The organism is Pseudocitrobacter sp. CD920760, from assembly GCF_057782505.1.
The window spans coordinates 289,899-313,638 of sequence record NZ_CM173490.1 but is presented as its reverse complement, the minus strand read 5'-3'; the positions used below and the strand labels follow the sequence as shown (position 1 = coordinate 313,638).

At 55.2% G+C, this 23,740-nt stretch carries 21 protein-coding genes; 5 read left to right on the top strand and 16 right to left on the bottom strand.

Annotation, left to right across the window (positions count from 1 at the left end; genetic code table 11):
• Nucleotides 1-19 precede the first annotated feature (19 nt).
• The 4 genes from aphA to dnaB all read right to left on the bottom strand — a co-directional run bounded on the left by aphA (nt 20) and on the right by dnaB (nt 4,814).
• Nucleotides 20-733 carry an acid phosphatase AphA gene (aphA, locus tag AC1MKH_RS01440; RefSeq protein ID WP_276222139.1) on the bottom strand — a complete coding sequence of 238 codons (714 nt, stop codon included), beginning with the start codon at nt 731-733 and terminating at the stop codon, nt 20-22.
• A gap of 196 nt (nt 734-929) precedes the next feature.
• A complete protein-coding gene (gene tyrB / locus AC1MKH_RS01435; RefSeq protein WP_276222141.1) occupies nt 930-2,123 on the bottom strand; it encodes an aromatic amino acid transaminase in 1,194 nt (397 codons plus the stop codon).
• A 148-nt stretch (nt 2,124-2,271) separates the two neighbouring features.
• Nucleotides 2,272-3,351 carry an alanine racemase gene (alr, locus tag AC1MKH_RS01430; protein WP_276222143.1) on the bottom strand — a complete coding sequence of 360 codons (1,080 nt, stop codon included), beginning with the start codon at nt 3,349-3,351 and terminating at the stop codon, nt 2,272-2,274.
• A 47-nt stretch (nt 3,352-3,398) separates the two neighbouring features.
• A complete protein-coding gene (gene dnaB / locus AC1MKH_RS01425; protein ID WP_041686336.1) occupies nt 3,399-4,814 on the bottom strand; it encodes a replicative DNA helicase in 1,416 nt (471 codons plus the stop codon).
• Between the two features lie 63 nt (nt 4,815-4,877).
• On the opposite strand from dnaB, the gene AC1MKH_RS01420 reads away from it, so the two are divergent.
• Nucleotides 4,878-5,861 carry a quinone oxidoreductase gene (locus tag AC1MKH_RS01420; protein WP_276222146.1) on the top strand — a complete coding sequence of 328 codons (984 nt, stop codon included), beginning with the start codon at nt 4,878-4,880 and terminating at the stop codon, nt 5,859-5,861.
• 165 nt (nt 5,862-6,026) lie between these two features.
• Here the strand turns inward: AC1MKH_RS01420 and pspG are convergent, their stop codons facing one another.
• The 3 genes from pspG to AC1MKH_RS01405 form a co-directional block, all read right to left on the bottom strand.
• Nucleotides 6,027-6,269, bottom strand: coding sequence for an envelope stress response protein PspG (pspG, locus tag AC1MKH_RS01415; protein WP_149461781.1), 243 nt, complete (start codon nt 6,267-6,269; stop codon nt 6,027-6,029).
• A 139-nt stretch (nt 6,270-6,408) separates the two neighbouring features.
• Nucleotides 6,409-7,404, bottom strand: a complete 996-nt coding sequence (gene dusA, locus AC1MKH_RS01410) for a tRNA dihydrouridine(20/20a) synthase DusA (protein ID WP_276222149.1) — start codon at nt 7,402-7,404, stop codon at nt 6,409-6,411.
• A gap of 233 nt (nt 7,405-7,637) precedes the next feature.
• Nucleotides 7,638-8,963: a conjugal transfer protein TraF gene (locus AC1MKH_RS01405; protein WP_442961934.1), complete on the bottom strand. Its 1,326-nt coding sequence runs from the start codon at nt 8,961-8,963 to the stop codon at nt 7,638-7,640.
• Between the two features lie 298 nt (nt 8,964-9,261).
• Between AC1MKH_RS01405 and zur the strand changes: the two genes are divergently transcribed.
• Nucleotides 9,262-9,777 (top strand): zinc uptake transcriptional repressor Zur, encoded by a 516-nt coding sequence (gene zur / locus AC1MKH_RS01400; protein WP_276222153.1) that lies wholly within the window; start codon nt 9,262-9,264, stop codon nt 9,775-9,777.
• Nucleotides 9,778-9,854: 77 nt separating this feature from the next.
• On the opposite strand, the gene AC1MKH_RS01395 is transcribed toward zur, so the two are convergent.
• The 4 genes from AC1MKH_RS01395 to AC1MKH_RS01380 all read right to left on the bottom strand — a co-directional run bounded on the left by AC1MKH_RS01395 (nt 9,855) and on the right by AC1MKH_RS01380 (nt 12,685).
• Nucleotides 9,855-10,064 (bottom strand): CsbD family protein, encoded by a 210-nt coding sequence (locus AC1MKH_RS01395; RefSeq protein ID WP_276222241.1) that lies wholly within the window; start codon nt 10,062-10,064, stop codon nt 9,855-9,857.
• A 137-nt stretch (nt 10,065-10,201) separates the two neighbouring features.
• Complete coding sequence (dinF, locus tag AC1MKH_RS01390; RefSeq protein ID WP_276222155.1) at nt 10,202-11,530, bottom strand: MATE family efflux transporter DinF; 1,329 nt, start codon at nt 11,528-11,530, stop codon at nt 10,202-10,204.
• Nucleotides 11,531-11,598: 68 nt separating this feature from the next.
• Entirely contained in the window at nt 11,599-12,207 is a 609-nt protein-coding gene (lexA, locus tag AC1MKH_RS01385; protein ID WP_276222156.1) for a transcriptional repressor LexA, read from the bottom strand.
• A 109-nt stretch (nt 12,208-12,316) separates the two neighbouring features.
• Nucleotides 12,317-12,685: a diacylglycerol kinase gene (locus AC1MKH_RS01380; protein WP_276222158.1), complete on the bottom strand. Its 369-nt coding sequence runs from the start codon at nt 12,683-12,685 to the stop codon at nt 12,317-12,319.
• Between the two features lie 130 nt (nt 12,686-12,815).
• Here AC1MKH_RS01380 and plsB point away from each other — a divergent pair, with 130 nt between their 5' ends.
• Nucleotides 12,816-15,257: a glycerol-3-phosphate 1-O-acyltransferase PlsB gene (gene plsB, locus AC1MKH_RS01375; RefSeq protein WP_276222160.1), complete on the top strand. Its 2,442-nt coding sequence runs from the start codon at nt 12,816-12,818 to the stop codon at nt 15,255-15,257.
• Nucleotides 15,258-15,357: 100 nt separating this feature from the next.
• On the opposite strand, the gene ubiA is transcribed toward plsB, so the two are convergent.
• From ubiA to malK, 5 genes are all read right to left on the bottom strand, one after another.
• Nucleotides 15,358-16,230, bottom strand: a complete 873-nt coding sequence (gene ubiA / locus AC1MKH_RS01370; RefSeq protein WP_276222162.1) for a 4-hydroxybenzoate octaprenyltransferase — start codon at nt 16,228-16,230, stop codon at nt 15,358-15,360.
• A 12-nt stretch (nt 16,231-16,242) separates the two neighbouring features.
• Nucleotides 16,243-16,737, bottom strand: coding sequence for a chorismate lyase (ubiC, locus tag AC1MKH_RS01365; RefSeq protein WP_108476005.1), 495 nt, complete (start codon nt 16,735-16,737; stop codon nt 16,243-16,245).
• Nucleotides 16,738-16,925: 188 nt separating this feature from the next.
• The gene (gene malM / locus AC1MKH_RS01360; protein WP_276222164.1) at nt 16,926-17,867 is read right to left on the bottom strand and encodes a maltose operon protein MalM; all 942 of its coding nucleotides are present in this window, start codon (nt 17,865-17,867) and stop codon (nt 16,926-16,928) included.
• Nucleotides 17,868-17,979: 112 nt separating this feature from the next.
• Nucleotides 17,980-19,317, bottom strand: a complete 1,338-nt coding sequence (locus AC1MKH_RS01355; RefSeq protein ID WP_276222166.1) for a maltoporin — start codon at nt 19,315-19,317, stop codon at nt 17,980-17,982.
• 75 nt (nt 19,318-19,392) lie between these two features.
• Nucleotides 19,393-20,502, bottom strand: coding sequence for a maltose/maltodextrin ABC transporter ATP-binding protein MalK (malK, locus tag AC1MKH_RS01350; protein ID WP_015966337.1), 1,110 nt, complete (start codon nt 20,500-20,502; stop codon nt 19,393-19,395).
• A 372-nt stretch (nt 20,503-20,874) separates the two neighbouring features.
• Here malK and malE point away from each other — a divergent pair, with 372 nt between their 5' ends.
• A complete protein-coding gene (malE, locus tag AC1MKH_RS01345) occupies nt 20,875-22,065 on the top strand; it encodes a maltose/maltodextrin ABC transporter substrate-binding protein MalE (protein ID WP_276222169.1) in 1,191 nt (396 codons plus the stop codon).
• A 129-nt stretch (nt 22,066-22,194) separates the two neighbouring features.
• A complete protein-coding gene (malF, locus tag AC1MKH_RS01340; protein ID WP_276222171.1) occupies nt 22,195-23,739 on the top strand; it encodes a maltose ABC transporter permease MalF in 1,545 nt (514 codons plus the stop codon).
• Nucleotide 23,740: the final 1 nt, after the last annotated feature.

Genomic DNA, 23,740 nt, shown 5'->3' with positions numbered 1-23,740 from the left:
ATTTATTTACAGGGGGCGTTTAGTACTCAGAATTAACAATCACTTCTTCATTGTACTTGCCCGCCTGCGGCAGCGGTCGATACGTGGAGTTTGAGGCGCGCAGCACGCGGATACCACGGGCACCGGCTTCACGCGCCGCCGAGATATCGTTATCCGAATCGCCGTAGAAGACCTTCACGCCCTTCTCTTTCAGCCACTGTGTTTTGGTATTCTGGCCCGGTTTGTCACCGGCAAAAATGACCGGATTCATGCTGGTCGCCGGGATCAGGAAATAGTCCTGCAACGTTTTGGAGACCGTTTCGGTTTTGGTTTCGCTACGCCCGGTAACGAAATAGATGCTGTCGCCGCGCTTCACGTGCATCGCAATCAGTGAACGGGCCACTTCTTTCGGAATGCTGAACTCATCCCAGCCGTTGTTCATTTTTTCCCAGAATGCAGGATTCTTCAGATACTCTTCGCTGCCCGGAGACCAGGTTTTCTGCCCGCGCCAGAAGCCGGGGCTGGAAAACAGCACCGTATCGTCGATATCAAAACCCACCGCCATCGGTGGATGATTCATCAGGCTGTTTTCAATTTGCGCCACTGATACCCAGTGGATGGGTGCCTGTTCGGCCAGTTTAGCGACATCCGTACCCGGATAGAGCGGAGATGGTGATGAAGCGTGAGCGGTAACCGTGTTATTTAACGCGAACAACAAACAAACGGCGCTCAGCGCCTGTGTGATCTTGCGCATAGTTTTCCCTAAATCGTCGTCTTGTTTTTGTTTTAAAGTGAGTGATACTTCAAAAAATTAGAAAGACCTTAACGGTTACAGGGTGTGAAGGGAAGGATTTTCCAGGATTTATCCTGGAAAAAGGATAAGGGATCACACTTTTGCGTGGCGGGACTCTTCATGCGGCAGCAATGCCGCATGAAGAGTAAGTACTCGCTTACATTACCGCCGCAAATGCCTGCGCGACACGGTGCACGTTACGCGAATTCAGCCCGGCAACGCACATACGACCGCTGGCAATCAGGTAGACGCCAAACTCATCACGCAGGCGATCAACCTGTGCCGCGCTCAGGCCGGTATAGCTGAACATACCGCGTTGCTTGAGGAGGTAATCGAAATTCCCGTCCGGCATGGCTTCTTTCAGTACGTTCACCAGCGCCTGACGCATGTCCAGAATACGCGCGCGCATGGCTTCCACTTCCGCCAGCCACGAGGCCTTCAGCACGTCGTCGTTCAACACGGTAGACACAAGCTGCGCACCGGTCGTCGGCGGGCTGGAGTAGTTACGACGTACCGTCGCCTTCAACTGGCCCAGCACGCGCCCTGCCGCATCAGCATCTTCGCAGACCACGGACAAGCCGCCGATACGCTCACCGTACAACGAGAAAATTTTTGAAAATGAGTTACTCACCAGCACCGGTAAGCCCGCCGCCGCAATCGTACGGATGGCATAGGCATCCTGCTCCATGCCGCCGCCAAAGCCCTGATAGGCGATATCAAGGAACGGGATCAGGTTACGCGCCTTCAGCACCTCCGTCACCGCATCCCACTGACTGTTCGTCAGGTCCGCGCCGGTTGGGTTGTGGCAGCACGGATGCAGCAGCACGATGCTTTGCGCAGGCAACGTGTTGAGGGTTTCCAGCAGCGCGTCAAAACGCACGCCATTGGTCTCACCGTCAAACCACGGATAGGTTTTGACCGTAAAGCCCGCGCCTTCAAAGATAGCGACGTGGTTTTCCCAGGTCGGATCGCTGACCCAGACGCCGGAATCCGGGAAGTAACGTTTGAGGAAATCCGCCCCCACTTTCAGCGCACCGGAACCGCCCAGCGTCTGAATGGTGGCGACGCGTTTCTGCGCCAGCACCGGGTGGTCGGCACCAAACAGTAGCGGCGCAATGGCCTGACGGTAGCTGTTCAGCCCTTCCATTGGTAGGTAAAGCGAGGCGCTATGCGGCTCGGCGGCAAGGCGCTTCTCCGCATCAGCAACGGCCTGAAGCTGGGGGATGATGCCCTCTTCGTTGTAGTACAGACCGATACTGAGGTTCACTTTATCGCTGCGCGGATCGTCTTTGAAACGCTCCATCAGCGAAAGAATAGGGTCGCCAGCGTAGGCGTCAACTTTTTGAAACACGAGGTGGTTCTCCAGGTTTACAGAAGGCAGGTAATTACACAATAAACCGGAAGCGGGAGAAGGTCGAGAGGATGTTGTCGCCGGATGTTATCAAATAGTAGGCCGGGTAAGGCGCAGCCGCCACCCGGCACCACGCCAAACCGCACAATCAATCAATATACTTCATCGCCACGCGCGACGTCAGACGCGTGATAAGTTCGTAAGCACTCACTTTTGTGATTTCCGCGATGCGTTCAACGGGCAGCCCTTCGCCCCACATCACCACCGGATCGCCCGCTTTATCCTGCGCTTCTGGCCCCAGGTCAACGCAAATCATATCCATCGCCACGCGGCCGACAATCGGCACTTCACGGCCATTAACCAGCACCGGGGTGCCGGACGGCGCAGCGCGCGGATAGCCGTCGCCATAGCCCATCGCCACCACGCCCAGCCGCGTATCACGCTCGCTGACCCAGGTACCGCCGTAGCCGACCGGCTCACCGGCTTTATGCTCGCGCACGGCAATCAGGCTGGAGGTCAGCGACATCACCGGCTGGAAGCCGAAATCCGGCCCCCAGGGCTTTTGTTCCAGCGGCGATACGCCATAGAGAATGATGCCCGGACGCGCCCAGTCGAAATGCGACTGTGGCCACAGCAAAATGCCGCCAGACGCTGCGATAGAGCGTTTCCCCGGCTTGCCTTCACAGAAAGTGTTGAAGATATCGAGCTGTTTTTCCGTCGCGCCGCACTCGGGTTCATCGGCACGCGCAAAGTGGCTGACGATGTTGACCGGCTGACTGACATTTTTACACTGGCTCAGACGCTGGTAAAACGCATCCGCTTCTTCGGGGCGAATACCCAGCCGATGCATACCGGTGTCGAGCTTCATCCACACCGTTACCGGGCGGCTGAGCTGCGCGGTTTCCAGCGCTTCCAGCTGTTCCATATTATGCACAGCGGTATGCAGTTGCTGTTCAGCGATAAGCGGCAGATCGGTGGCGTTAAAGAAGCCTTCCAGCAGTAAGATGGGTTGCGTAATGCCGCCCTCGCGCAACCGCAGGGCCTCTTCCAGACGTGCGACGCCAAAGGCGTCGGCATCGGGGAGCGTTCGCGCGGTCTCCAGAAGACCGTGTCCGTAGGCGTTCGCTTTCACCACCGCAACCAGTTTGCTGGCGGGCGCCAGTTCACGCAGACGTTGCAGATTGTGTCGCAGAGCGCGGCGGTTAATCACTACAGTTGCCGCTTGCATTTGTGTTCCTTGAAAAGTGTTTGCTTGAGTTACCTGAATCAATCTTGTTATTCGTCGTCGTACTGCGGGCCCGCGTAGTTATCGAAACGCGACCATTGCCCGTTAAAGGTAAGACGCACGGTACCGATCGGACCGTTACGCTGCTTACCGATAATAATCTCGGCGATACCTTTTAAGTCACTGTTTTCGTGATAAACCTCATCACGGTAGATAAACATGATTAAGTCGGCATCCTGTTCGATTGAGCCGGATTCACGCAGGTCGGAGTTGACCGGGCGTTTATCGGCTCGTTGTTCCAGTGAACGGTTAAGCTGCGACAGCGCCACCACAGGCACATGTAATTCTTTTGCTAACGCTTTGAGTGAGCGGGAGATTTCCGCGATTTCCAGCGTACGGTTGTCGGAGAGCGACGGCACGCGCATCAGCTGAAGGTAGTCGATCATGATAAGGCCAATGCCATCATGTTCGCGGGCAATACGACGCGCGCGGGAGCGCACTTCCGTCGGCGTCAGGCCGGAGGAGTCATCGATGTAGATGTTACGCTTCTCAAGCAGAATGCCCATGGTGCCGGAAATTCGCGCCCAGTCTTCATCATCCAACTGACCGGTACGGATTTTGGTTTGATCGACGCGCGACAGTGACGCCAGTGAACGCATCATAATCTGTTCCGATGGCATCTCCAGCGAGAAGATCAACACCGGCTTATCCTGCAACATCGCCGCATTTTCGACGAGGTTCATTGCAAATGTCGTTTTACCCATCGACGGACGCGCGGCGACGATAATCAAATCCGACGGTTGCAGCCCCGCGGTTTTTTTATTGAGATCGTCATAACCTGTGTTTACACCCGTCACACCATCGTGCGGCTGCTGGAAAAGTTGCTCGATACGCGCGACGGTGGCATCCAGCACATCGGCAATATTTTTCGGGCCTTCATCTTTATTGGCGCGGCTTTCCGCAATTTTAAACACGCGGGATTCCGCGAGATCGAGCAAGTCTTCGCTGGTGCGACCCTGAGGATCAAACCCGGCTTCGGCGATTTCATTCGCCACCGAAATCATCTCACGGACAACGGCACGTTCGCGCACGATATCGGCGTAGGCGCTGATATTCGCGGCACTTGGCGTATTTTTTGACAACTCCGCCAGATAAGCAAAACCGCCAACGCTATCAAGCTGCCCCTGACGCTCCAGCGATTCCGCGAGCGTAATCAGGTCGATCGGGCTGCCAGTTTCCTGTAAGCGCCCCATTTCAGTAAAGATATGGCGGTGCGGACGGGTATAAAAATCATCAGAGACAACACGCTCGGCGACGTCGTCCCAGCGTTCGTTATCCAGCATCAAACCGCCCAACACCGACTGTTCCGCTTCAATCGAGTGCGGCGGCACTTTCAGCCCGGCGACCTGAGGATCACGCTCACGAGCTTCAGTCTGTTGTTTGTTGAAGGGTTTATTTGCTGCCATAGTGAATGGAGTTACCGAGATAAAGATTGGGTCGAAAGATTACCACATTGTTCAGGAGGAAGCATGGCAACACGCATCGAATTTGACAAGCATGGCGGCCCCGAAGTACTCAAGGCCGTAGACTTCACCCCCGCCGATCCGGCGAGCCACGAAGTGCAGGTCGAGAACAAGGCTATCGGTATTAACTATATCGATACCTACATCCGCAGCGGGCTTTATCCACCACCGTCGCTGCCAAGCAGCCTGGGTACCGAAGCGGCGGGCGTGGTGACGAAAATCGGTAAAGACGTGAAACACGTTAACATCGGCGATCGGGTGGTTTACGCGCAGTCTGCGCTGGGTGCCTATAGCGCAGTGCATAACGTGGCGGAAGATAAGGTGGCGATTTTGCCAGATGCCATCACTTTTGAGCAGGCGGCGGCGTCGTTCCTGAAAGGACTGACGGTGTTTTACCTGCTGCGCAAAACCTATGAAATCCAACCGGACGAGCCGTTCCTGTTCCATGCCGCAGCGGGCGGCGTAGGGCTGATTGCCTGCCAGTGGGCGAAAGCGCTGGGCGCGAAACTTATCGGTACCGTCGGCAGCGCGGAGAAGGGCAAACGTGCGCTGGAGGCCGGTGCGTGGCAGGTGATTAACTATCGCGATGAGAATATCGTCGAACGTGTGAAGGAGATTACCGGCGGTAAGAAAGTGCGCGTGGTGTATGACTCGGTCGGGAAAGATACCTGGGAAGCGTCGCTGGATTGCCTGCAACGTCGCGGGTTGATGGTGAGCTTCGGCAACTCCTCCGGGCCAGTCACGGGTGTGAACCTGGGAATTCTCAACCAGAAAGGTTCGTTATACGTGACCCGCCCTTCCCTGTACGGCTACGTGACAACGCGCGAAGAGTTGCAGGAAGCGAGCAATGAGCTGTTCTCGTTGATTGCCAGCGGTGTGATTAAAGTGGATGTGGCAGAGAAACAGAAGTTTGCGCTGTCGGATGCGAAGCATGCGCACGAGGTTCTTGAGAGCCGGGCGACACAGGGTTCGAGCCTGTTAATCCCCTAGAAAAGCTTAGGGCTTCCACATGGGAAGCCCTTACTTTTTTTAGTTCGGCTGTATGTAGGGTACAGCTCGATGAATTCGTTAACGGCGCAATAGTGACAGATTTATTACGCGAAACCTATGCAGTTTTATGCAAAATTTCTATTGTGTGACGAACCCCTCAATACCTTAGTAACGCCAACGGTTATTACTCCGATACTCGGGGATCTTTGGTGTTTTAATCGCCCGAATCACCCATACCACGGCAATCGCCAGCAGTAACCAGGGCAGTAATTTAAACATCAGCGCGAATAAGCCGCCGACAAACATTAGCGCCGTGGCGACAAAAAGCGCGGCAATAATGCCCAGTAGTGAAACGCCCGTTACCAGCAGCATCACAAAAAATCCAATCACAAACAGTAGCTCAAACATGGCTCTCTCCCAAAGATATCGTCATTCTCTGTCTGTGCTATTACAAGAATCATGCCAAAATTAACTTATTGATATTCAATAAAAACGCCCGACAACTACGTGCCGGGCGTGGTGAATTTGACCAGTTTTTAGTGAAATTTTAACGCTTATCGGCAACCAGCTTCAGTGCGTGCTCCAGCACGTTGATATCCGCTCCGGCTTTGTGGGCGTTCTCACTCAGGTAGCGACGCCACTGGCGCGCGCCCGGAATGCCCTGGAACAGACCCAGCATATGACGCGTCACGTGGCCCAGATAGGTGCCGTTACTCAGTTCACGTTCGATGTAGGGGTACATCGCGCGCACCACCGCAACCGGGTCCGCATCCGCACCTTCGATACCAAAGATTTCGCGATCGACCGTCGCCAGAATACCGGGGTTCTGGTACGCCTCGCGCCCGACCATGACGCCATCCATATGTTCCAGATGGGTTTTCGCCTCTTCCAGCGATTTAATGCCGCCGTTGATCGACATTGTGAGGTGCGGGAAGTCACGCTTCAGTTGATACACGCGCGGATAGTCCAGCGGCGGGATCTCACGGTTCTCTTTTGGGCTGAGACCAGAAAGCCAGGCTTTGCGCGCATGGATGATGAACATCTCGCACTCGCCGCGTCCGGCCACCGTATTGATAAAGTCGCAGAGGAATTCGTAGCTATCCTGGTCATCGATGCCAATACGCGTTTTCACCGTCACAGGAATGGATACCACATCGCGCATCGCTTTCACGCAGTCGGCGACCAGTTGGGCATTGCCCATCAGACAGGCGCCGAACATCCCGTTCTGTACGCGATCGGACGGGCAGCCGACGTTGAGGTTAATCTCGTCATAACCACGCTCTTCTGCCAGTTTCGCGCACTGCGCCAGCGCCGCCGGATCGCTACCGCCAAGCTGCAATGCGACCGGGTGCTCTTCTTCGCTGTAGGCCAGGTAGTCGCCCTTACCGTGAATAATCGCTCCAGTGGTGACCATTTCCGTGTACAGCAGCGTGTGGCGCGACAACTGGCGCAGGAAATAGCGGCAGTGTCTGTCGGTCCAGTCGAGCATCGGCGCGATGGAAAAACGGTGTGCAGGGAAAACGGTGGACGAAGATTCTGGCATGGCGATTTATTAAGCATTCTGAAAAAGGGGCGCTACTATAGCACAAAGCAAAAGCGGTGAGGCAAGGTTGCGATGGTGTATCGGCGGTGGGCGCGGTGAATCGCCCGGGGCGCTGAGCTTGCCGGGCCTACGGTGGCTAAGGTGCGGCTGGCTGCCCGAGGCGCTGCGCTTGCCGGGCCTACGGGGGCATCTACCGGGTAGGCCGGATAAGCGTAGCGCATCCGGCAAAAGGCTCAGAACGTGACGCTTAACTGCGCGCCAGCCCCCCAGGTTTCATCTTCACCAACCAGCCCCATCAGGTCGACATGCACGCGGTTAAACGGCGCGAAACCCACACCGCCGGTGAAGACATTACTGTCATTATTCTTCACGTCCGCACGATAACCAGCGCGCACGGCGAGCCAGTCGAGTGGGCGAACTTCCGCCCCGACGCCAACATACTGCGAGTTATCCTCGCTTTTAAACCCTTTTGTTTCGGTCAAATCGCCATCGGCACTCACCGTCACCAAATCGTTATGCCACGCCACCCCAGCGGTCACCAGCGGGCGGATCTGGTAGGTGTCTTTATAGTTGGTCGTCACGCCCGTTTCACCATTGGTGATAAAGACATCTTTGGTGTCGATATCCCGGGAGATCAGGTTTTGCCCGCTCACGCCCACCGTCCAGTTCTCGCCAAAGTCAGCCGCAATACCGGCATCGACGTTAAAGCCGGTATCATCGTTGCGGTAGCGGCTGCTGTTCCAGTCACTGCTGTCATAGTTGTAGATAGAGGTGGTGTAGTTATAGAGCCAGGTTTTTTGCAGCTTTGGCGTGATGCCGACCGAAACGGGCACATCGCCCAGCTCAAATTGCCGCGCCACCGCGACGCCGTAGTCAGAGACAATCGCCACGCGCCCTGAAGCTGTTGAATTAAGGTGTTTGGTGATTTCATCCGAGCCCCCCACCACGGCTTTTCCGGCCTCAGTAATCGCCGTCGTCTGGCTGCCTTCAATTCCTCTCAGGTAATCAATATCACCTTGATCGATAGCGGAACTCACCCGCCCATGGGCATAGGCTTTGGTGACAAACGCCACCGACAGCACGTCGTTTGGAATGCTGACGGCAATCCCTGCCCCTCCGCTGGCGCGCGCGGTTTTGCCCTTCAGATAATCCAGCTCGCTGGCCAGATCGCCTGCCGCGCCCTGAAACTGCCCTAACGTACCCTGTGGGTCGAGCAGAATATCCTGCAAAGTTAGGTCATTAAGTACGCCGCGATAGTTATTAACTTTGTCATTAATCTCGTCGATTTCATCCTGAAGATTGTCTTTATCGGTAATTTGCGCACCCACGGCAGGAAGAATCACCGTAATGTCATCGTCCGGTTTGGCTTTCGCCAACAGCGCGGGGTTAATCAGCACGCCGCTCCCGTAATTTGCCGACGCCACGCCGGTGCCCCCCATCGCATCATTTCGCGCTTCTGACCAGGTGTTGGCGGCATGCGCCTGATTTGCCATAAACAAAGATGCCGTAAGCGGGAGAATCGTGTTTCTAATGTTTTTTTTCACAGTTATTCCGTTCATTTGCAGGTGAATACGCCCCATACCCATGAAGCATAAGGGTGAACTATTGCTGTGAATGCGTTGAATTAAGAGGAAAAAACACAGGATATGTCAGGATTATTGGCAATTTATAATTATGATTAACGTCAGCTTTATTTATAGATGAGGTCAAAAGCGCTTCCCAGCTTTTCTCGCGTTGTCGGCAAGAAATGGCGATGTTTAGGATTTACCTCAGGTTGGCGATTATTCAGGCACTCGGTGTTTTTGCCATAACATGGTAAAGTAGAGGTCTATTTCCCCCGTAGCGCGAGGACGCAAAATGGATAAGACCACTTCGCAAGATATGTTGGCGCAGGCTGAAAAGCTGTGTGCGCAGCGCGGCGTGCGCCTGACTCCACAGCGTCTGGAAGTGCTACGTCTGTTGAGCCTGCAACAGGGTGCCATCAGCGCGTACGATCTTCTCGATCTATTACGCGTGAAAGAGCCGCAGGCTAAGCCGCCTACCGTTTATCGCGCGCTGGAATTCTTACTCGAGCAAGGGTTTGTGCATAAGGTGGAATCCACCAACAGCTATGTGCTGTGCCATCTTTTTGATCAACCTACGCATACATCGGCGATGTTTATCTGCGATCGCTGCGGCGTGGTGAAGGAAGAGTGTGCGGAAGGCGTGGAAGATATTATGCATATGGTCGCGGCACGAATGGGCTTTGCGTTACGCCATAATGTGATTGAAGCACACGGTCTGTGCGCAGAATGTGTGGAAGTAGAGGCATGCAGTTCACACGGGCATTGCCACCACGACCACACCATTCAGATCAAGAAAAAGGCACGGTAATTCGAGGGTTGGCACATCCTTGTACCAGCGGGTAGAAACGCTTATTGAGGGGAGTTAAGCGTTACGCATCAGCGAGATTACCAACGGTAATCATTACGGGTTTCCCAATCGCTGACTTCTTTCTCAGCCTGATCTTTGGCATATCCATAACGTTCCTGGATTTTACCGACCAGCTGATCGCGTTTACCTTCGATAACGGTCATGTCATCGTCGGTCAGTTTGCCCCATTTCTCTTTCGCTTTACCTTTGAACTGTTTCCAGTTACCGCTGAGTTCGTCTTTGTTCATCATCAGCTCCTTATCATTCGATCATGGATGAGATATCACTTCGTCCTTCGGCGTTCATTTCTGCTGAACGTGATAATAAGTGTAGAAGAGGATATCGCTGACGATTCACTATTCAGAATCTTTAACCATCCACGCCGTTATGTCTGCGGCGAAAACCAGGTGCCTTTTTCCCAGTGACGACGCCAGATAACCGCCAGCGACAGGCCACGCAGCGCAAGGAATACCGCCAGTGCCAGCCATAAACCATGGTTGCCTAATACCGGCACCGTCAGCAGCGTTAAGGCGAACCCGGCGGCAGCCACGGCCATGCTGTTACGCATTTCCGCACCCCGTGTCGCACCAATAAACATGCCATCCAGCAGATAACACCAGACACCGATTACCGGCAAGACTGCCTGCCAGAGCACATAGCGATCGGCAAGCTGCTGCAACGACGGCAGTGACGTCAACATTGCCACGATATGGCTACCTGCCAGGGCGTACACCAGCGCAAACGCCAGCGCCACAATGCCTGCCTGTCGGCAGGCCGCGCGCCAGACCTGCTGTAACTGGCTATCATCACGCGCGCCATAAGCCTGCCCGGAGTGCGCTTCCACAGCATAGGCAAAGCCATCCAGCGCATAGGCGGTGAAGGTAAGCATGGTCATCAGTACCGCATTGACCGCCACCACATCGCTGCCCAGCCGCGCGCCAAATACGGTTAATGCGCCAAAGCAGAGCTGAAGCAGTAACGAGCGCAGCATAATGTCGCGATTGAGCGCCAGCAGGCTGCGCATATTTCCGCGCCAGGCCGTCTTCAGCATTTCAGATGTAATACCGCGTAGCACCAGCACCTTACGCGCCATCAGCAGGCCAATTAACATCGTGGCATATTCGGCAATCACCGTCGCCAGCGCCGCCCCCTGCACGTTCATATGCAGGCCCATCACCAGCCACAGATCGAGAACGATGTTCAGGACGTTGCCGACGATCAGCAAAATTACCGGTGCACGCGCGTACTGAACGCCGAGCAACCAGCCCAGCAACACCAGGTTGGCCAGCGAGGCGGGCGCGCTTAACCAGCGAATTTCAAGGAAGCGCCGCGCCTGCTCCAGCACCGCATCGCTGCCGCCGACAACGGTGAGCGCCAGATTAATCAGCGGACCTTTGAACAGTACGATAAGTAACCCTGCCCCCAGCGCCAGCAGCAGCGGTTGCACCAGCGCACGGGCAAGCCGAAGGGGATCTTTCGCGCCGAAGGCCTGCGCAGTTAAGCCGGTGGTACTCATACGTAAAAAGAGCAGCAGCATAAACAGGAAGCTGGTTGCCGTTGCGCCAATCGCCACGCCGCCGAGATAGACCGCGCTATCCAGATGACCAATCACCGCCGTATCCACCAGCCCCAGTAAGGGAACCGTGATATTGGAGAAAATCATGGGGAGGGCGAGACGCCATAATGCCTTGTCGGCAGCCGTGAAGAGCGACATGGTTAGGAACCTGAACAGAAAAGAGAACGAACAACGGCGCATGATGCGCCGTTGTTATCGGGAGAGGATTACAGCCATTCGCCGTTGCGGATCACGCCAACGGCCAGCCCTTCAATGGAGAAGTTCTGACGGCGAAGATCGACGACAATCGGGGAAAACTCGCTGTTTTCCGGCAACAGTTCAACGACGTTGCCCTGTTTTTTCAGGCGTTTTACCGTCACTTCTTCGTCGATACGCGCAACAACCACCTGACCGTTACGCACGTCCTGGGTTTTGTGCACCGCGAGCAGGTCGCCGTCCATAATGCCGATATCTTTCATCGACATGCCGCTAACCCGCAGCAGGAAGTCAGCGTTTGGTTTGAACAGTGAAGGATCGACCTGATAGTGACCTTCAATGTGCTGCTGTGCCAGCAGCGGCTCACCGGCGGCAACGCGGCCAATCAGCGGCAGGCCGGTTTCTTCTTCCACCAGCAGACGAATGCCGCGCGAGGCGCCCGAAACAATTTCAATGACGCCTTTACGCGCCAGTGCTTTCAGATGCTCTTCCGCCGCATTCGGGGAACGGAACCCCAGGCGCTGAGCAATTTCCGCACGCGTTGGCGGCATGCCCGTTTGGCTGATGTGATCCCGGATGAGATCAAACACCTCTTGCTGCCTGGTCGTTAACGCTTTCATTCCGCCCCCTGGGTGTATATACAGTTATGCTGTGAGTATATACAGTTAACGGCTATTTTGGAACCGCAAAACACACAAAATACAGGAGTTTTCGCAGATTATGCGAGGCTCAGTGGAAATGCGACCACAGCAGCACGCCCCAGGTCATCACCGCGACGAAAATCGCCAGCAATACCGCCGCAGAACCCATATCTTTCGCCCGCCCGGAGAGTTCGTGATATTCAGAACCAATGCGGTCAACCACCGCTTCCAGCGCACTATTGAGAATTTCCACTATCATCACCAGAAGGACGGAGCTTATCAGCAAGACGCGGGTAATGGCGTCAACGTCCAGCCAGCAAGCGATGATAATGGCCACAACCGAGGCGACCCCTTCCTGGCGGAACGCGGCTTCGTTTACCCACGCCGCGCGAAAACCTTTCCAGGAATAACCAGCCGCTTTGATAATTCGGGTGAGTCCAGTGGTATTATTGGCCATCAAATAGAACCTTTTAGCGTTATACGCATCAATGACAGTAGCTGTTATCGGCGGTAGAACAGAAATCCTGCTGACTTTCTGATATTCTTGCCGCGCATTTGCATGATTAACCAGAGGCTTTACATCGTTTATGTCCGGTTGGCCACGAATTTACTACAAATTACTGAATTTACCATTAAGCATACTGGTAAAAAGCAAGTCTATTCCGGCAGAGCCTGCCCAGGAATTGGGGCTCGATACGTCGCGCCCGATCATGTACGTCCTGCCTTATAACTCTAAGGCCGACTTACTGACCTTGCGCGCCCAGTGCCTGGCGCACGATCTCCCAGACCCGCTTGAGCCGCTGGAGATCGACGGCACCTTACTGCCCCGCTATGTGTTTATCCATGGCGGCCCGCGCGTGTTCACCTATTACACGCCGAAAGAAGAGTCTATCAAGCTGTTCCACGACTATCTCGATCTGCATCGCAGCAATCCGAATCTGGACGTGCAGATGGTGCCGGTGTCGGTGATGTTTGGTCGTCGTCCGGGGCGCGAGAAAGGCGAGGTGAACCCGCCGCTGCGCATGCTGAACGGCATCCAGAAATTCTTCGCCGTCTCCTGGCTCGGCCGCGACAGCTTTGTGCGTTTCTCGCCGTCCGTCTCGTTGCGCCGCATGGCCGATGAACACGGTACCGATAAAATTATCGCGCAAAAACTGGCGCGCGTGGCGCGTATGCACTTTGCCCGCCAGCGTCTGGCCGCGGTAGGCCCGCGCCTGCCAGCGCGTCAGGATCTCTTCAACAAGCTGCTCGCCTCGCGCGCGATTGCCAAAGCGGTTGAAGATGAAGCGCGCAGCAAAAAAATCTCTCATGAAAAAGCACAGCAAAACGCCATCGCGCTGATGGAAGAGATTGCTGCCAACTTCTCCTACGAGATGATTCGCCTGACGGACCGCATTCTGGGCTTCACCTGGAACCGTCTCTATCAGGGTATCAACGTGCACAACGCCGAGCGCGTTCGCCAGCTGGCGCACGACGGCCACGAGATTGTGTATGTGCCGTGCCACCGTAGCCATATGGACTACCTGCTGCTCTCCTACGTGCTCTATCATCAGGGGCTGGTGCCGCCGCACATTGCTGCCGGTATCAACCTGAATTTCTGGCCAGCCGGCCCGATTTTCCGTCGCCTGGGCGCGTTCTTTATTCGCCGTACCTTTAAGGGCAACAAACTCTACTCCACCGTGTTCCGCGAATATCTCGGCGAGCTGTTCAGCCGGGGTTATTCCGTTGAATACTTTGTGGAAGGCGGGCGTTCCCGTACTGGCCGCTTGCTGGACCCGAAAACCGGCACCCTGTCGATGACCATTCAGGCGATGCTGCGCGGCGGTACGCGTCCTATCACACTGGTGCCGATTTACATCGGTTACGAGCACGTGATGGAAGTGGGCACGTACGCGAAAGAGCTGCGCGGTGCGACCAAAGAGAAAGAGAGCCTGCCGCAGATGCTCAAGGGCTTGAGCAAGCTGCGCAACCTGGGCCAGGGCTATGTGAACTTCGGCGAGCCGATTCCGCTGATGAACTACCTGAACCATCACGTACCGGAGTGGCGCGAATCTATCGATCCTATCGAAGCCATTCGTCCGGCCTGGCTGACGCCAACGGTGAACGGTATCGCCGCCGAACTGATGGTGCGCATTAACAACGCAGGTGCGGCGAACGCCATGAACCTGTGCTGTACCGCGCTGCTGGCGTCTCGTCAGCGTTCTCTGACCCGCGAGCAGTTAACTCAACAGTTGGACTGTTACCTGTCGCTGCTGCGCAATGCGCCGTATTCGCCGGATGCCACCACGCCAAACGTGACGGCCAGCGAGCTTATCGACCACGCGCTGCAGATGAACAAGTTCGAAGTCGAGAAAGACACTATCGGCGATATCATCATTCTGCCGCGCGAGCAGGCGGTGCTGATGACTTACTACCGCAACAACATCGCCCATATGCTGATCATGCCGTCGCTGCTGGCGACCATCATGACCCAGCATCGCCATGTTTCGCGCGCGGATGTGCAGAATATGGTTGAGGTGATCTACCCGATGCTGAAGGCCGAGCTGTTCCTGCGCTGGGAAAAAGCAGAGCTGGCGTCGGTGATTGATACGCTGGTTGACGAGATGGAACGCCAGGCGCTGATCACCCGTCAGGGCGATGAGCTGCATATTAATCCGTCCCACTCCCGCACCCTGCAACTGCTGGCCGCCGGTGCGCGTGAAACGCTGCAACGGTATGCCATTACGTTCTGGCTGCTGAGCGCCAACCCATCGATGAACCGTAGTACGCTGGAGAAAGAGAGCCGTACCGTGGCGCAACGTCTGTCGGTGCTGCACGGTATTAACTCGCCGGAGTTCTTTGACAAAGCGGTGTTCTCATCGCTGGTGCTGACGCTGCGTGATGAAGGCTATATCAGCGACAGCGGCGACGCCGAGCCGGAAGAAACGATGAAGGTTTACCAGATGATGGCGAACCTCATCACTCCGGACGTGCGTTTGACGATTGAGAGTGTGACGCAGGACGAAGAACCGGCGCCGAAAGACGCCTGATGGCGCTTCGCTTATCAGGCCTACGGCACGGAGCTTGTAGGGCGGGCAAGCGCAGCGCCCCCGCCATAAAAAAGCCGGATAAAATCCGGCTTTTTCATTTTTAGAAGTGCCAGTAACTCATCGCCAGACCGATAAACAACACCAGCCCAACGTAGTTATTGTTCATAAACGCCTGGAAACAGGCTGCGCGTTCGCGGTGTTGGATCAGCTTCTGCTGGTACGCAAACAGCGCGCCCGCAATCAAGATGGACCAGTAGAATTCCCAGTTAAGTCCGTTCAGATAACCAATCGCCGCCATTAATGCCAGCACGCCCACCTGCAAAATGCCGATAATTAAGCGGTCATACTGACCAAACAGAATCGCCGTCGATTTCACGCCGATTTTCACGTCATCGTCGCGGTCAACCATCGCATACTGCGTGTCGTACGCCACCGCCCACAGGATATTCGCCAGCAGCATCAACCAGCAGCTCAACGGCAGCGATTCACTGACGGCGGCAAAAGCCATGGGGATCGACCAGCCGAACGCCGCGCCCAGCACCACCTGCGGCAGATGGGTATAGCGCTTCATAAACGGATAAACCCACGCCAGCGCCAGCCCCGCGACCGAAAGCAGAATAGTCATGGTGTTGAGCGTCAGCACCAGCAGGAACGACAGCAGCACCAGCACGGCAAACAGGGTTCGAGCCTCTTTTTCCGTCACCGCACCGCTCGGTAACGGGCGATTGGCGGTGCGTTTTACATGACCATCAAATTTGCGGTCAGCATAGTCATTCACCACACAACCGGCGGCACGCATCAGCCAGACGCCCGCGACAAATACCGCCAGAATCCACAGCGGCGGTACGCCGGGCGCGGCAACCCATAACGCCCATAAGGTCGGCCACAGCAGCAGCAGCGCACCAATCGGCTTGTCGGTGCGCATCAGGCGATGAAAGGCCAGCAGCTTATTCTGCGTCAGACTCCTCTCCATTTTCTCTTCCTCTTAGTACAACGGCGATGCAGGCAGAAACAGCTCGGTCAGAAGCAGCGGTTTCCCACTCAACCGAAGGCGGGAACGACGCCCCCAGAGGTCTGCATGGCAACCTATCTCAATAAAATCACGCGTGAGCATGGAAGACGTAAACAGGTAACGACCCAGCGGCGTCTTGCCAAGCTGTTGCAGCGCCAGTTCCGGGCCGCTCAGCGTCGATTCGGGTACCACAGTGCGCCCGGCAAGCCAGGGTTCGCCGTCCACACACAGCAATATTTCTCGTAGCCAGTAGCGTTGCTCGTCGGGCAACAAGGGTAACTCTTCCGCTATAGCATCGCGGGTGACAAACCCTTCGTCAATCAGTGTGACGCTGACCACACCATATTGTTCGAAACGTTTGGTCATGGAATCTTCCAGCAGCAGCCAGTCGAGTTGTTCAGCGTCGAGCGAGGGGATTGCGTCAAAATAGTTCAGCGCACGCAGTTGCGTCAGTGCGGGATGCGTCATGCCTGACTCTCCAGTACATATTGTGCGGCTATTGTATCGCAGAATGGGGCGGGCGGGAGTGCAGTAATGGCTAAATACGATCATCGACGCAACAGTTATGCAACAGCATGAAGAGCAGGATAAAAAAAGTGCGCCCCAGGGGGCGCACCGAAAGGCATAGCCTAAACATCAGCGCTGTGGGGATATGATTACCCCTTGCCTTTTACAGAGCTGATAAAGGTGGATCTCGCAGAGGTGGAGCCGAGGCGCTCAGCTTCATCCAGCAGTTTCAACGCTTTATCTACATCACCACTCGCAACCGCCTGTTTAATGGCTTTGTTGAAGTAAGATTCAGTGTCATTCAGCATCGGTTCACTTTTCTTCGCCGGTGCTGGCGCAGGTGCGGCGGCTACAGCGGCAGGGGCGGCGTAAGTCGGTGCTGCGGTGTTACCGACGGTAACCGGTGCCGGGCCGGAAGAGCCAAACAGCGGGCCAACCAGAACGCTGGAGGTGCTATTAGTTTTCACTTTCAGCTTCAGTGTGCCATCAGTGATATGACGGGCAATCGGGTCCGGGATATCCGGAATCGCGTTACCGACACCTTTGGCGTAGGACTTAGCCGGGTCCAGTAATTTGGTGGTTTTTTGCAGATCTTGTTCGGTGGTAAACACCAGCACATACAGTTTCTGCTGACCCAGCGCAGGTGTCAGACGCATTTCGCCTTCAAGACGGTCAGCGCTCATGACGCCCGGTTCCTGATAGGTGAAGTAGCTTGACGGGAAGAACGCTGATGGCGTCATGTTCTGATCCAGAATCAGGACGTTCGGCGCAAATACGCTGGTTTGTTTGTTGACTTCACTGCTCAGCGTGAGCGTGAGTTCGCCAATGTTGGCGGGCACGCTGTAGGCCGCAACCGGGCCGCTGATGCCAGCCACATTCAGGCTCTGGCCAGCCGTGGAGAGCGTGGTGGTCTGGACTTTAGATTGATCCACCGGCGTCCAGGTCAGTTGCTGTAACGCTGCGGTCGGAATAGTTGGCGCGGCAGAGGTGTTCTGCGGCACGTAGTTTACATCGGCAAAGGTGACTGCCGGTACGCTTGCCATAAGACCTGCGCAGAGGCCGAGGGCGACGAGACTTTTCTTCATTTTCATTGTTATTACCTCAGATACAGAGCTCAGCGCTCGCCAGGCAATAGCGCGCTGCGCGTAAAGAGAGAGGGGCTTGCGCCCCTCTTTTCAGGCATTACATCGGGTTAAACGACAATTACCACCAGATTTCCATCTGTGCGCCGAAGCTGAATTCGTCATCGTCGCCGCGGCTGTTAGTCATCTGACCGTTACCGGAGGAGTCGCTCATTGCATAACGGCTGGTAGAGCCATTGCTGTTTTTCACGTAACCCCATTTTTCATCCCACTTCGCGTAGGTTGCGAAGACGCGGATAGCCGGACGAGACCAGATGCTGTCGCCTGCCTGCCACTGTTGCGCCAGGGTGATTTTGTACTGGCTGTTGCGATCGCCCGTTTCCTGAGATTTCACGTTGTCGTAGCCAACTTCCAGCAAGGTACTCATGATCGGCGTCCATTTGAACATCGGGCGCACACCCACGGTCCACCAATCGGTACCCAGATTGCTGTCCAAATCGGTTTTCTGGAACATACCGACATACATCAGGTCCCAACGGTCGCCAAGAGAGATCGCACCGTGATCCAGGATGCGCCACATTTTGCCGTCGTTGTTGATGTTGCGGTTATCAAACTCAGAACCCGCATCGTGGTAAGACCCCTGCGGAATACCTTTGCCCTGGGTGGTCATTGCGTCAGTTGCGTACTGAACAACAAATTTGTTGTAGCCTTTCAGCATGCTCTGAGTATGTTCAGCAGTGAACATCCAGCCATCTTTCGATGCACCATCGGCCAGACGATAGTCGTCAGTCGTGTTCGCACGACCGTAGTCCGCACCCAGTTCCAGCACACCGTCCGGGTTGGTTTCCAGACCTGCTAAACGCACGTCGAAGACGTCGTTTGCCGTGTCTTTAGTTGTGTCATAAATATGGTTGCTGCTGAAGGTAGAAGAACCGCCAGCTTCCTGAGAACGGGTGGCTGCCATAGACAGTTTACCGAAGCCCAGGTCGATGTTTTCGATACCGGCACCAGGACCAGAAATATCCCAGTAGTAGAAGTCGATCATGTGAACGTCATGACGTTGATAGAAGCGCTTACCGGCCCAGATGGTGGAACCTGGCAGCCATTCAATCAGGTTTTTACCCTGTACGTTAGCTTCACGGAATGCCGGGTCAGTACCTTCCCAGTCATTCTGTTGAGCAACGGAGTACGCCACGTTGGTGTCAAAGTAGAAACTCTTATCACCTTCTTTCCAGACTTCCTGGCCCAGCTTCAGTTCCGCATAGGTTTCACATTCGTTACCGAGACGGTATTTACTTTGTGCACCTGTTGCCTGGAAACACTGTTGTTCACCGCCGCTGCCAGTCCAGCCAATACCGGAACGAGCGTAGCCGTGGAAATCTACTGCCAGCGCCTGAACAGACATAACGCCTGCCGCAACGGCGACTGCCAGTGGAAGTTTGCGCAGAGTAATCATCATTCTATCTCCTGAGATCATTGCTTTTCTTTGAAACACGAACCCTTGTAGCCGGGTTTTGTGCCTTTGTTATGGGAATCAAACGCCGGGCTCTTTATGCAACCGACGACATGCGGTGCCATCCTCACGGAACAGGTGGCAGCGCTCTGGTGGCAAACCAATGGCGAATGTGGCTCCCTCTTCTACTAACACCACATCATTCTGGCGATAGACCAGGTTCTGATGGATGGCGGGGATCTGGATATGAATTTGCGTTTCGTGACCAAGCTGTTCCACAACGTGGACTTCGCCTTCCAGGGTGACATCGGCGATGTCGCTGGGCAGCAGATGTTCAGGACGAATACCCAGCGACATATTGGCGCCGACCTGCACATTGTTACTTTCTACCGGCAGCCAGACCTGTTGACGGTTTGGCAGCTCAACCTGCACCTGATCAATTGCCGTTGCCGTGACTTTTACCGGCAGGAAGTTCATCTTCGGCGAACCAATAAAGCCCGCAACGAAGCGGTCGGCCGGGTAGTGATAGAGTTCAAGCGGCTTGCCGACCTGCGCGACGCGGCCTGCATCCAGCACCACGATTTTGTCGGCAAGCGTCATCGCTTCAACCTGATCGTGGGTGACGTAAATCATCGTGCGGCCCAGGCGTTTGTGCAGGCGGGAAATTTCGATACGCATCTGCACACGCAGTGCGGCATCCAGGTTGGAAAGCGGTTCATCGAGCAGGAACACGTTAGGTTCCGCCACCAGCGTACGGCCAATCGCCACACGCTGACGCTGACCACCGGAAAGCGCTTTTGGTTTGCGCTCTAACAGGTGCGCCAGCTGTAATACTTCGGCAACCTGATTCACCCGCTGGTTAATCACTTCTTTTTTCGCGCCCGCCAGTTTCAGGCCGAAGGACATGTTCTCGGCGACGGAGAGATGCGGATACAGCGCATAGGACTGGAACACCATGCCCACACCGCGTTCCGCAGGCGGGATTTCGTTCATCCGGGTTTCCCCGATATAGAGGTCGCCGCTGGTGATAGTCTCTAGCCCAGCGATCATGCGAAGCAGTGTAGATTTGCCACAGCCCGACGGCCCAACAAACACCACGAACTCCCCTTCCTGGATATCCAGGTTGATATCTTTCGATACCACCACGTCGCCCCAGGCTTTCGTTACATTTCGCAGTTGTACGTTTGCCATCGCCTTCTCCCTTGTTACAACCCGTCACTAACAGAAACATTCAAGATGGATTGAACTATGGGGTATCCCTTGTTGTCGCGAATCCTCCACCCCCCCTGTTTTTTATGGGGGAGGAGGCGGGAGGATGAGAAAACGCCTTCTGCCACCGGGGGTTAGGGGCTACAGGGAAAATCGTGAGCTGGCCTGCAAAAACGGGGGGTTTTTTATGTGCGCCAGGACTCATAACTCTGATTTATGTAACAGAGATCACATAAACACCCCCCGGGGCGTAGAGGAAGGGAGGATGGAAAGAGGTTGCTAAAAAAGGAGACTCAACAATGTAAAAACCACCTCTGTGTATCCACGAGTACATCACCAAAAAGGACGGGATATATGAAAATTAAAACTGGCGCTCGCATCCTCGCGCTGTCTGCTCTGACCACGATGATGTTTTCCGCCTCAGCCCTCGCGAAAATCGAAGAAGGAAAACTGGTTATCTGGATCAACGGCGATAAAGGCTATAACGGCCTCGCCGAGGTAGGTAAGAAATTCGAGAAAGACACCGGCATTAAAGTCACCATTGAACACCCGGACAAGCTGGAAGAGAAATTCCCGCAGGTTGCGGCAACCGGTGACGGCCCGGACATTATCTTCTGGGCGCATGACCGTTTCGGCGGCTACGCGCAGTCTGGCCTGCTGGCTGAAATCAGCCCGGACAAAGCCTTCCAGGACAAACTCTATCCGTTTACCTGGGACGCCGTTCGCTATAACGGCAAACTGATCGCGTACCCGATTGCGGTTGAAGCGCTCTCCCTGATTTACAACAAAGACCTCGTACCGAACCCGCCGAAAACCTGGGAAGAAATTCCTGCGCTGGATAAAGAGCTGAAGGCGAAAGGTAAGAGCGCGCTGATGTTCAACCTGCAAGAACCGTACTTCACCTGGCCGCTGATCGCCGCCGATGGGGGTTATGCGTTCAAGTTTGAAAACGGCAAATATGACGTGAAAGATGTCGGCGTGGACAACGCTGGCGCGAAAGCGGGCCTGACCTTCCTGGTTGACCTGATTAAAAACAAACACATGAACGCGGATACCGATTACTCCATCGCTGAAGCGGCCTTTAACAAAGGCGATACCGCGATGACCATCAACGGCCCGTGGGCATGGTCCAACATCGATAAGAGCAAGGTGAACTACGGCGTGACGCTGCTGCCGACCTTCAAAGGCAAGCCGTCTAAACCGTTCGTCGGTGTGCTGAGCGCCGGTATCAACGCCGCAAGCCCGAACAAAGAGCTGGCGAAAGAGTTCCTCGAAAACTATCTGCTGACCGATCAGGGTCTGGAAGAAGTGAACAAGGACAAACCGCTGGGCGCCGTTGCACTGAAATCTTACCAGGATCAGTTGGCGAAAGATCCGCGTATCGCGGCCACCATGGATAACGCCCAGAAAGGCGAAATCATGCCGAACATCCCGCAGATGTCCGCCTTCTGGTATGCCGTTCGCACCGCAGTCATTAACGCCGCAAGCGGTCGTCAGACTGTCGATGCTGCATTGAAAGACGCGCAGGGCCGTATCACTAAGTAATGCTGTCGATGTGCCTGATGGCGCTTCGCTTATCAGGCCTACAGAGGATTGTAGGCCGGATAAGGCATTTATGCCGCCATCCGGCACATCTCCGGCCAGGAAGTTTCACCGTTGTAGAGGAAGATCCCCATGGATGTCATTAAAAAGAAACATTGGTGGCAAAGCGACACGCTGAAATGGTCAGCGATCGGTCTGCTCGGCCTGCTGGTGGGTTACCTTGTAGTTTTAATGTACGCACAAGGGGAGTACCTGTTCGCCATCATGACGCTGATTTTGAGCTCTGCTGGCCTGTATATTTTCGCCAATCGTAAAGCGTACGCCTGGCGCTATGTTTATCCGGGCATGGCCGGGATGGGGCTGTTTGTCCTGTTTCCGCTGATATGCACCATCGCCATCGCCTTCACCAACTACAGCAGCACTAACCAGCTCACCTTTGAACGTGCCCAGCAGGTTCTGATGGACCGCTCCTATCAGGCGGGGAAATCCTATAATTTCACGCTGATCCCGGCGGGTGACGACTGGCAGCTGGCGCTGACCGATGGTGAAAGTGGCAAAAATTATCTCTCCGACGCCTTTACCCTGGGCGGCGAGCAGAAAATTACGCTCAAAGAGACGGACGCCCTGCCGGAAGGCGAGCGTGCGGCGCTGCGCGTGATCACCCAAAATCGTCAGGCCCTGAACCAGTTAACCGCCGTTCTGCCTGACGAAAGCAAAGTCGTGATGAGTTCTTTACGTCAGTTCTCCGGCACTCGCGCGCTGTACACGCTGGGTGCTAACGAAGAACTGACCAACAACCAAACCGGCGTAAAATATCTGCCGAACAACGACGCAGGCTACTATCAGGCGGTCGATGCCGCCGGTAACCTGACCGGCGAAAAGCTGAGCCCCGGCTATACCGTCACCATCGGCTGGGATAACTTCACCCGCGTCTTCACCGACGAAGGGATTCAGAAACCGTTCTTCGCGATTTTCATCTGGACGATTGTCTTCTCAGTACTGACCGTCATCCTGACCGTTGCCGTCGGCATGGTGCTGGCGTGCCTGGTACAGTGGGAGTCCCTGAAAGGCAAAGCAATTTATCGCGTGCTGCTGATTCTGCCCTACGCCGTACCGTCGTTTATCTCGATTCTGATTTTCAAAGGGCTGTTCAACCAGAGCTTTGGTGAAATCAACATGATGCTGAGCGCACTGTTCGGTATCAAACCGGCCTGGTTCAGCGACCCGACCACCGCGCGTTCGATGATTATCATCGTCAACACGTGGCTCGGTTACCCGTACATGATGATCCTGTGCATGGGCTTACTGAAAGCGATTCCGGACGATCTGTATGAAGCCTCGGCAATGGACGGCGCAGGCCCGTTCCAGAACTTCTTCAAGATTACACTGCCGCTGCTGATTAAGCCGCTGACGCCGCTGATGATTGCCAGCTTCGCCTTTAACTTTAACAACTTCGTTCTGATTCAGTTGTTGACCAACGGCGGCCCGGACCGACTCGGCACCACAACGCCTGCCGGTTATACCGACCTGCTGGTGAGCTACACCTACCGTATCGCCTTCGAAGGCGGCGGCGGGCAGGACTTCGGCCTCGCCGCAGCGATTGCCACGCTTATCTTCCTGTTGGTCGGTGCGCTGGCGATAGTGAACCTGAAAGCCACGCGTATGAAGTTTGATTAAG

What these genes read in the sequence shown, in the direction of transcription:
- aphA (WP_276222139.1), bottom strand. Translation starts at nt 733, where the DNA reads ATGCGCAAGATCACACAGGCGCTGAGCGCCGTTTGTTTGTTGTTCGCG.
- alr (WP_276222143.1), bottom strand. Translation starts at nt 3,351, where the DNA reads ATGCAAGCGGCAACTGTAGTGATTAACCGCCGCGCTCTGCGACACAAT.
- dnaB (WP_041686336.1), bottom strand. Translation starts at nt 4,814, where the DNA reads ATGGCAGCAAATAAACCCTTCAACAAACAACAGACTGAAGCTCGTGAG.
- AC1MKH_RS01420 (WP_276222146.1), top strand. Translation starts at nt 4,878, where the DNA reads ATGGCAACACGCATCGAATTTGACAAGCATGGCGGCCCCGAAGTACTC.
- pspG (WP_149461781.1), bottom strand. Translation starts at nt 6,269, where the DNA reads ATGTTTGAGCTACTGTTTGTGATTGGATTTTTTGTGATGCTGCTGGTA.
- dusA (WP_276222149.1), bottom strand. Translation starts at nt 7,404, where the DNA reads ATGCCAGAATCTTCGTCCACCGTTTTCCCTGCACACCGTTTTTCCATC.
- AC1MKH_RS01405 (WP_442961934.1), bottom strand. Translation starts at nt 8,963, where the DNA reads ATGAACGGAATAACTGTGAAAAAAAACATTAGAAACACGATTCTCCCG.
- zur (WP_276222153.1), top strand. Translation starts at nt 9,262, where the DNA reads ATGGATAAGACCACTTCGCAAGATATGTTGGCGCAGGCTGAAAAGCTG.
- AC1MKH_RS01395 (WP_276222241.1), bottom strand. Translation starts at nt 10,064, where the DNA reads ATGAACAAAGACGAACTCAGCGGTAACTGGAAACAGTTCAAAGGTAAA.
- dinF (WP_276222155.1), bottom strand. Translation starts at nt 11,530, where the DNA reads ATGTCGCTCTTCACGGCTGCCGACAAGGCATTATGGCGTCTCGCCCTC.
- lexA (WP_276222156.1), bottom strand. Translation starts at nt 12,207, where the DNA reads ATGAAAGCGTTAACGACCAGGCAGCAAGAGGTGTTTGATCTCATCCGG.
- AC1MKH_RS01380 (WP_276222158.1), bottom strand. Translation starts at nt 12,685, where the DNA reads ATGGCCAATAATACCACTGGACTCACCCGAATTATCAAAGCGGCTGGT.
- plsB (WP_276222160.1), top strand. Translation starts at nt 12,816, where the DNA reads ATGTCCGGTTGGCCACGAATTTACTACAAATTACTGAATTTACCATTA.
- ubiA (WP_276222162.1), bottom strand. Translation starts at nt 16,230, where the DNA reads ATGGAGAGGAGTCTGACGCAGAATAAGCTGCTGGCCTTTCATCGCCTG.
- ubiC (WP_108476005.1), bottom strand. Translation starts at nt 16,737, where the DNA reads ATGACGCATCCCGCACTGACGCAACTGCGTGCGCTGAACTATTTTGAC.
- malM (WP_276222164.1), bottom strand. Translation starts at nt 17,867, where the DNA reads ATGAAAATGAAGAAAAGTCTCGTCGCCCTCGGCCTCTGCGCAGGTCTT.
- AC1MKH_RS01355 (WP_276222166.1), bottom strand. Translation starts at nt 19,317, where the DNA reads ATGATGATTACTCTGCGCAAACTTCCACTGGCAGTCGCCGTTGCGGCA.
- malK (WP_015966337.1), bottom strand. Translation starts at nt 20,502, where the DNA reads ATGGCAAACGTACAACTGCGAAATGTAACGAAAGCCTGGGGCGACGTG.
- malE (WP_276222169.1), top strand. Translation starts at nt 20,875, where the DNA reads ATGAAAATTAAAACTGGCGCTCGCATCCTCGCGCTGTCTGCTCTGACC.
- malF (WP_276222171.1), top strand. Translation starts at nt 22,195, where the DNA reads ATGGATGTCATTAAAAAGAAACATTGGTGGCAAAGCGACACGCTGAAA.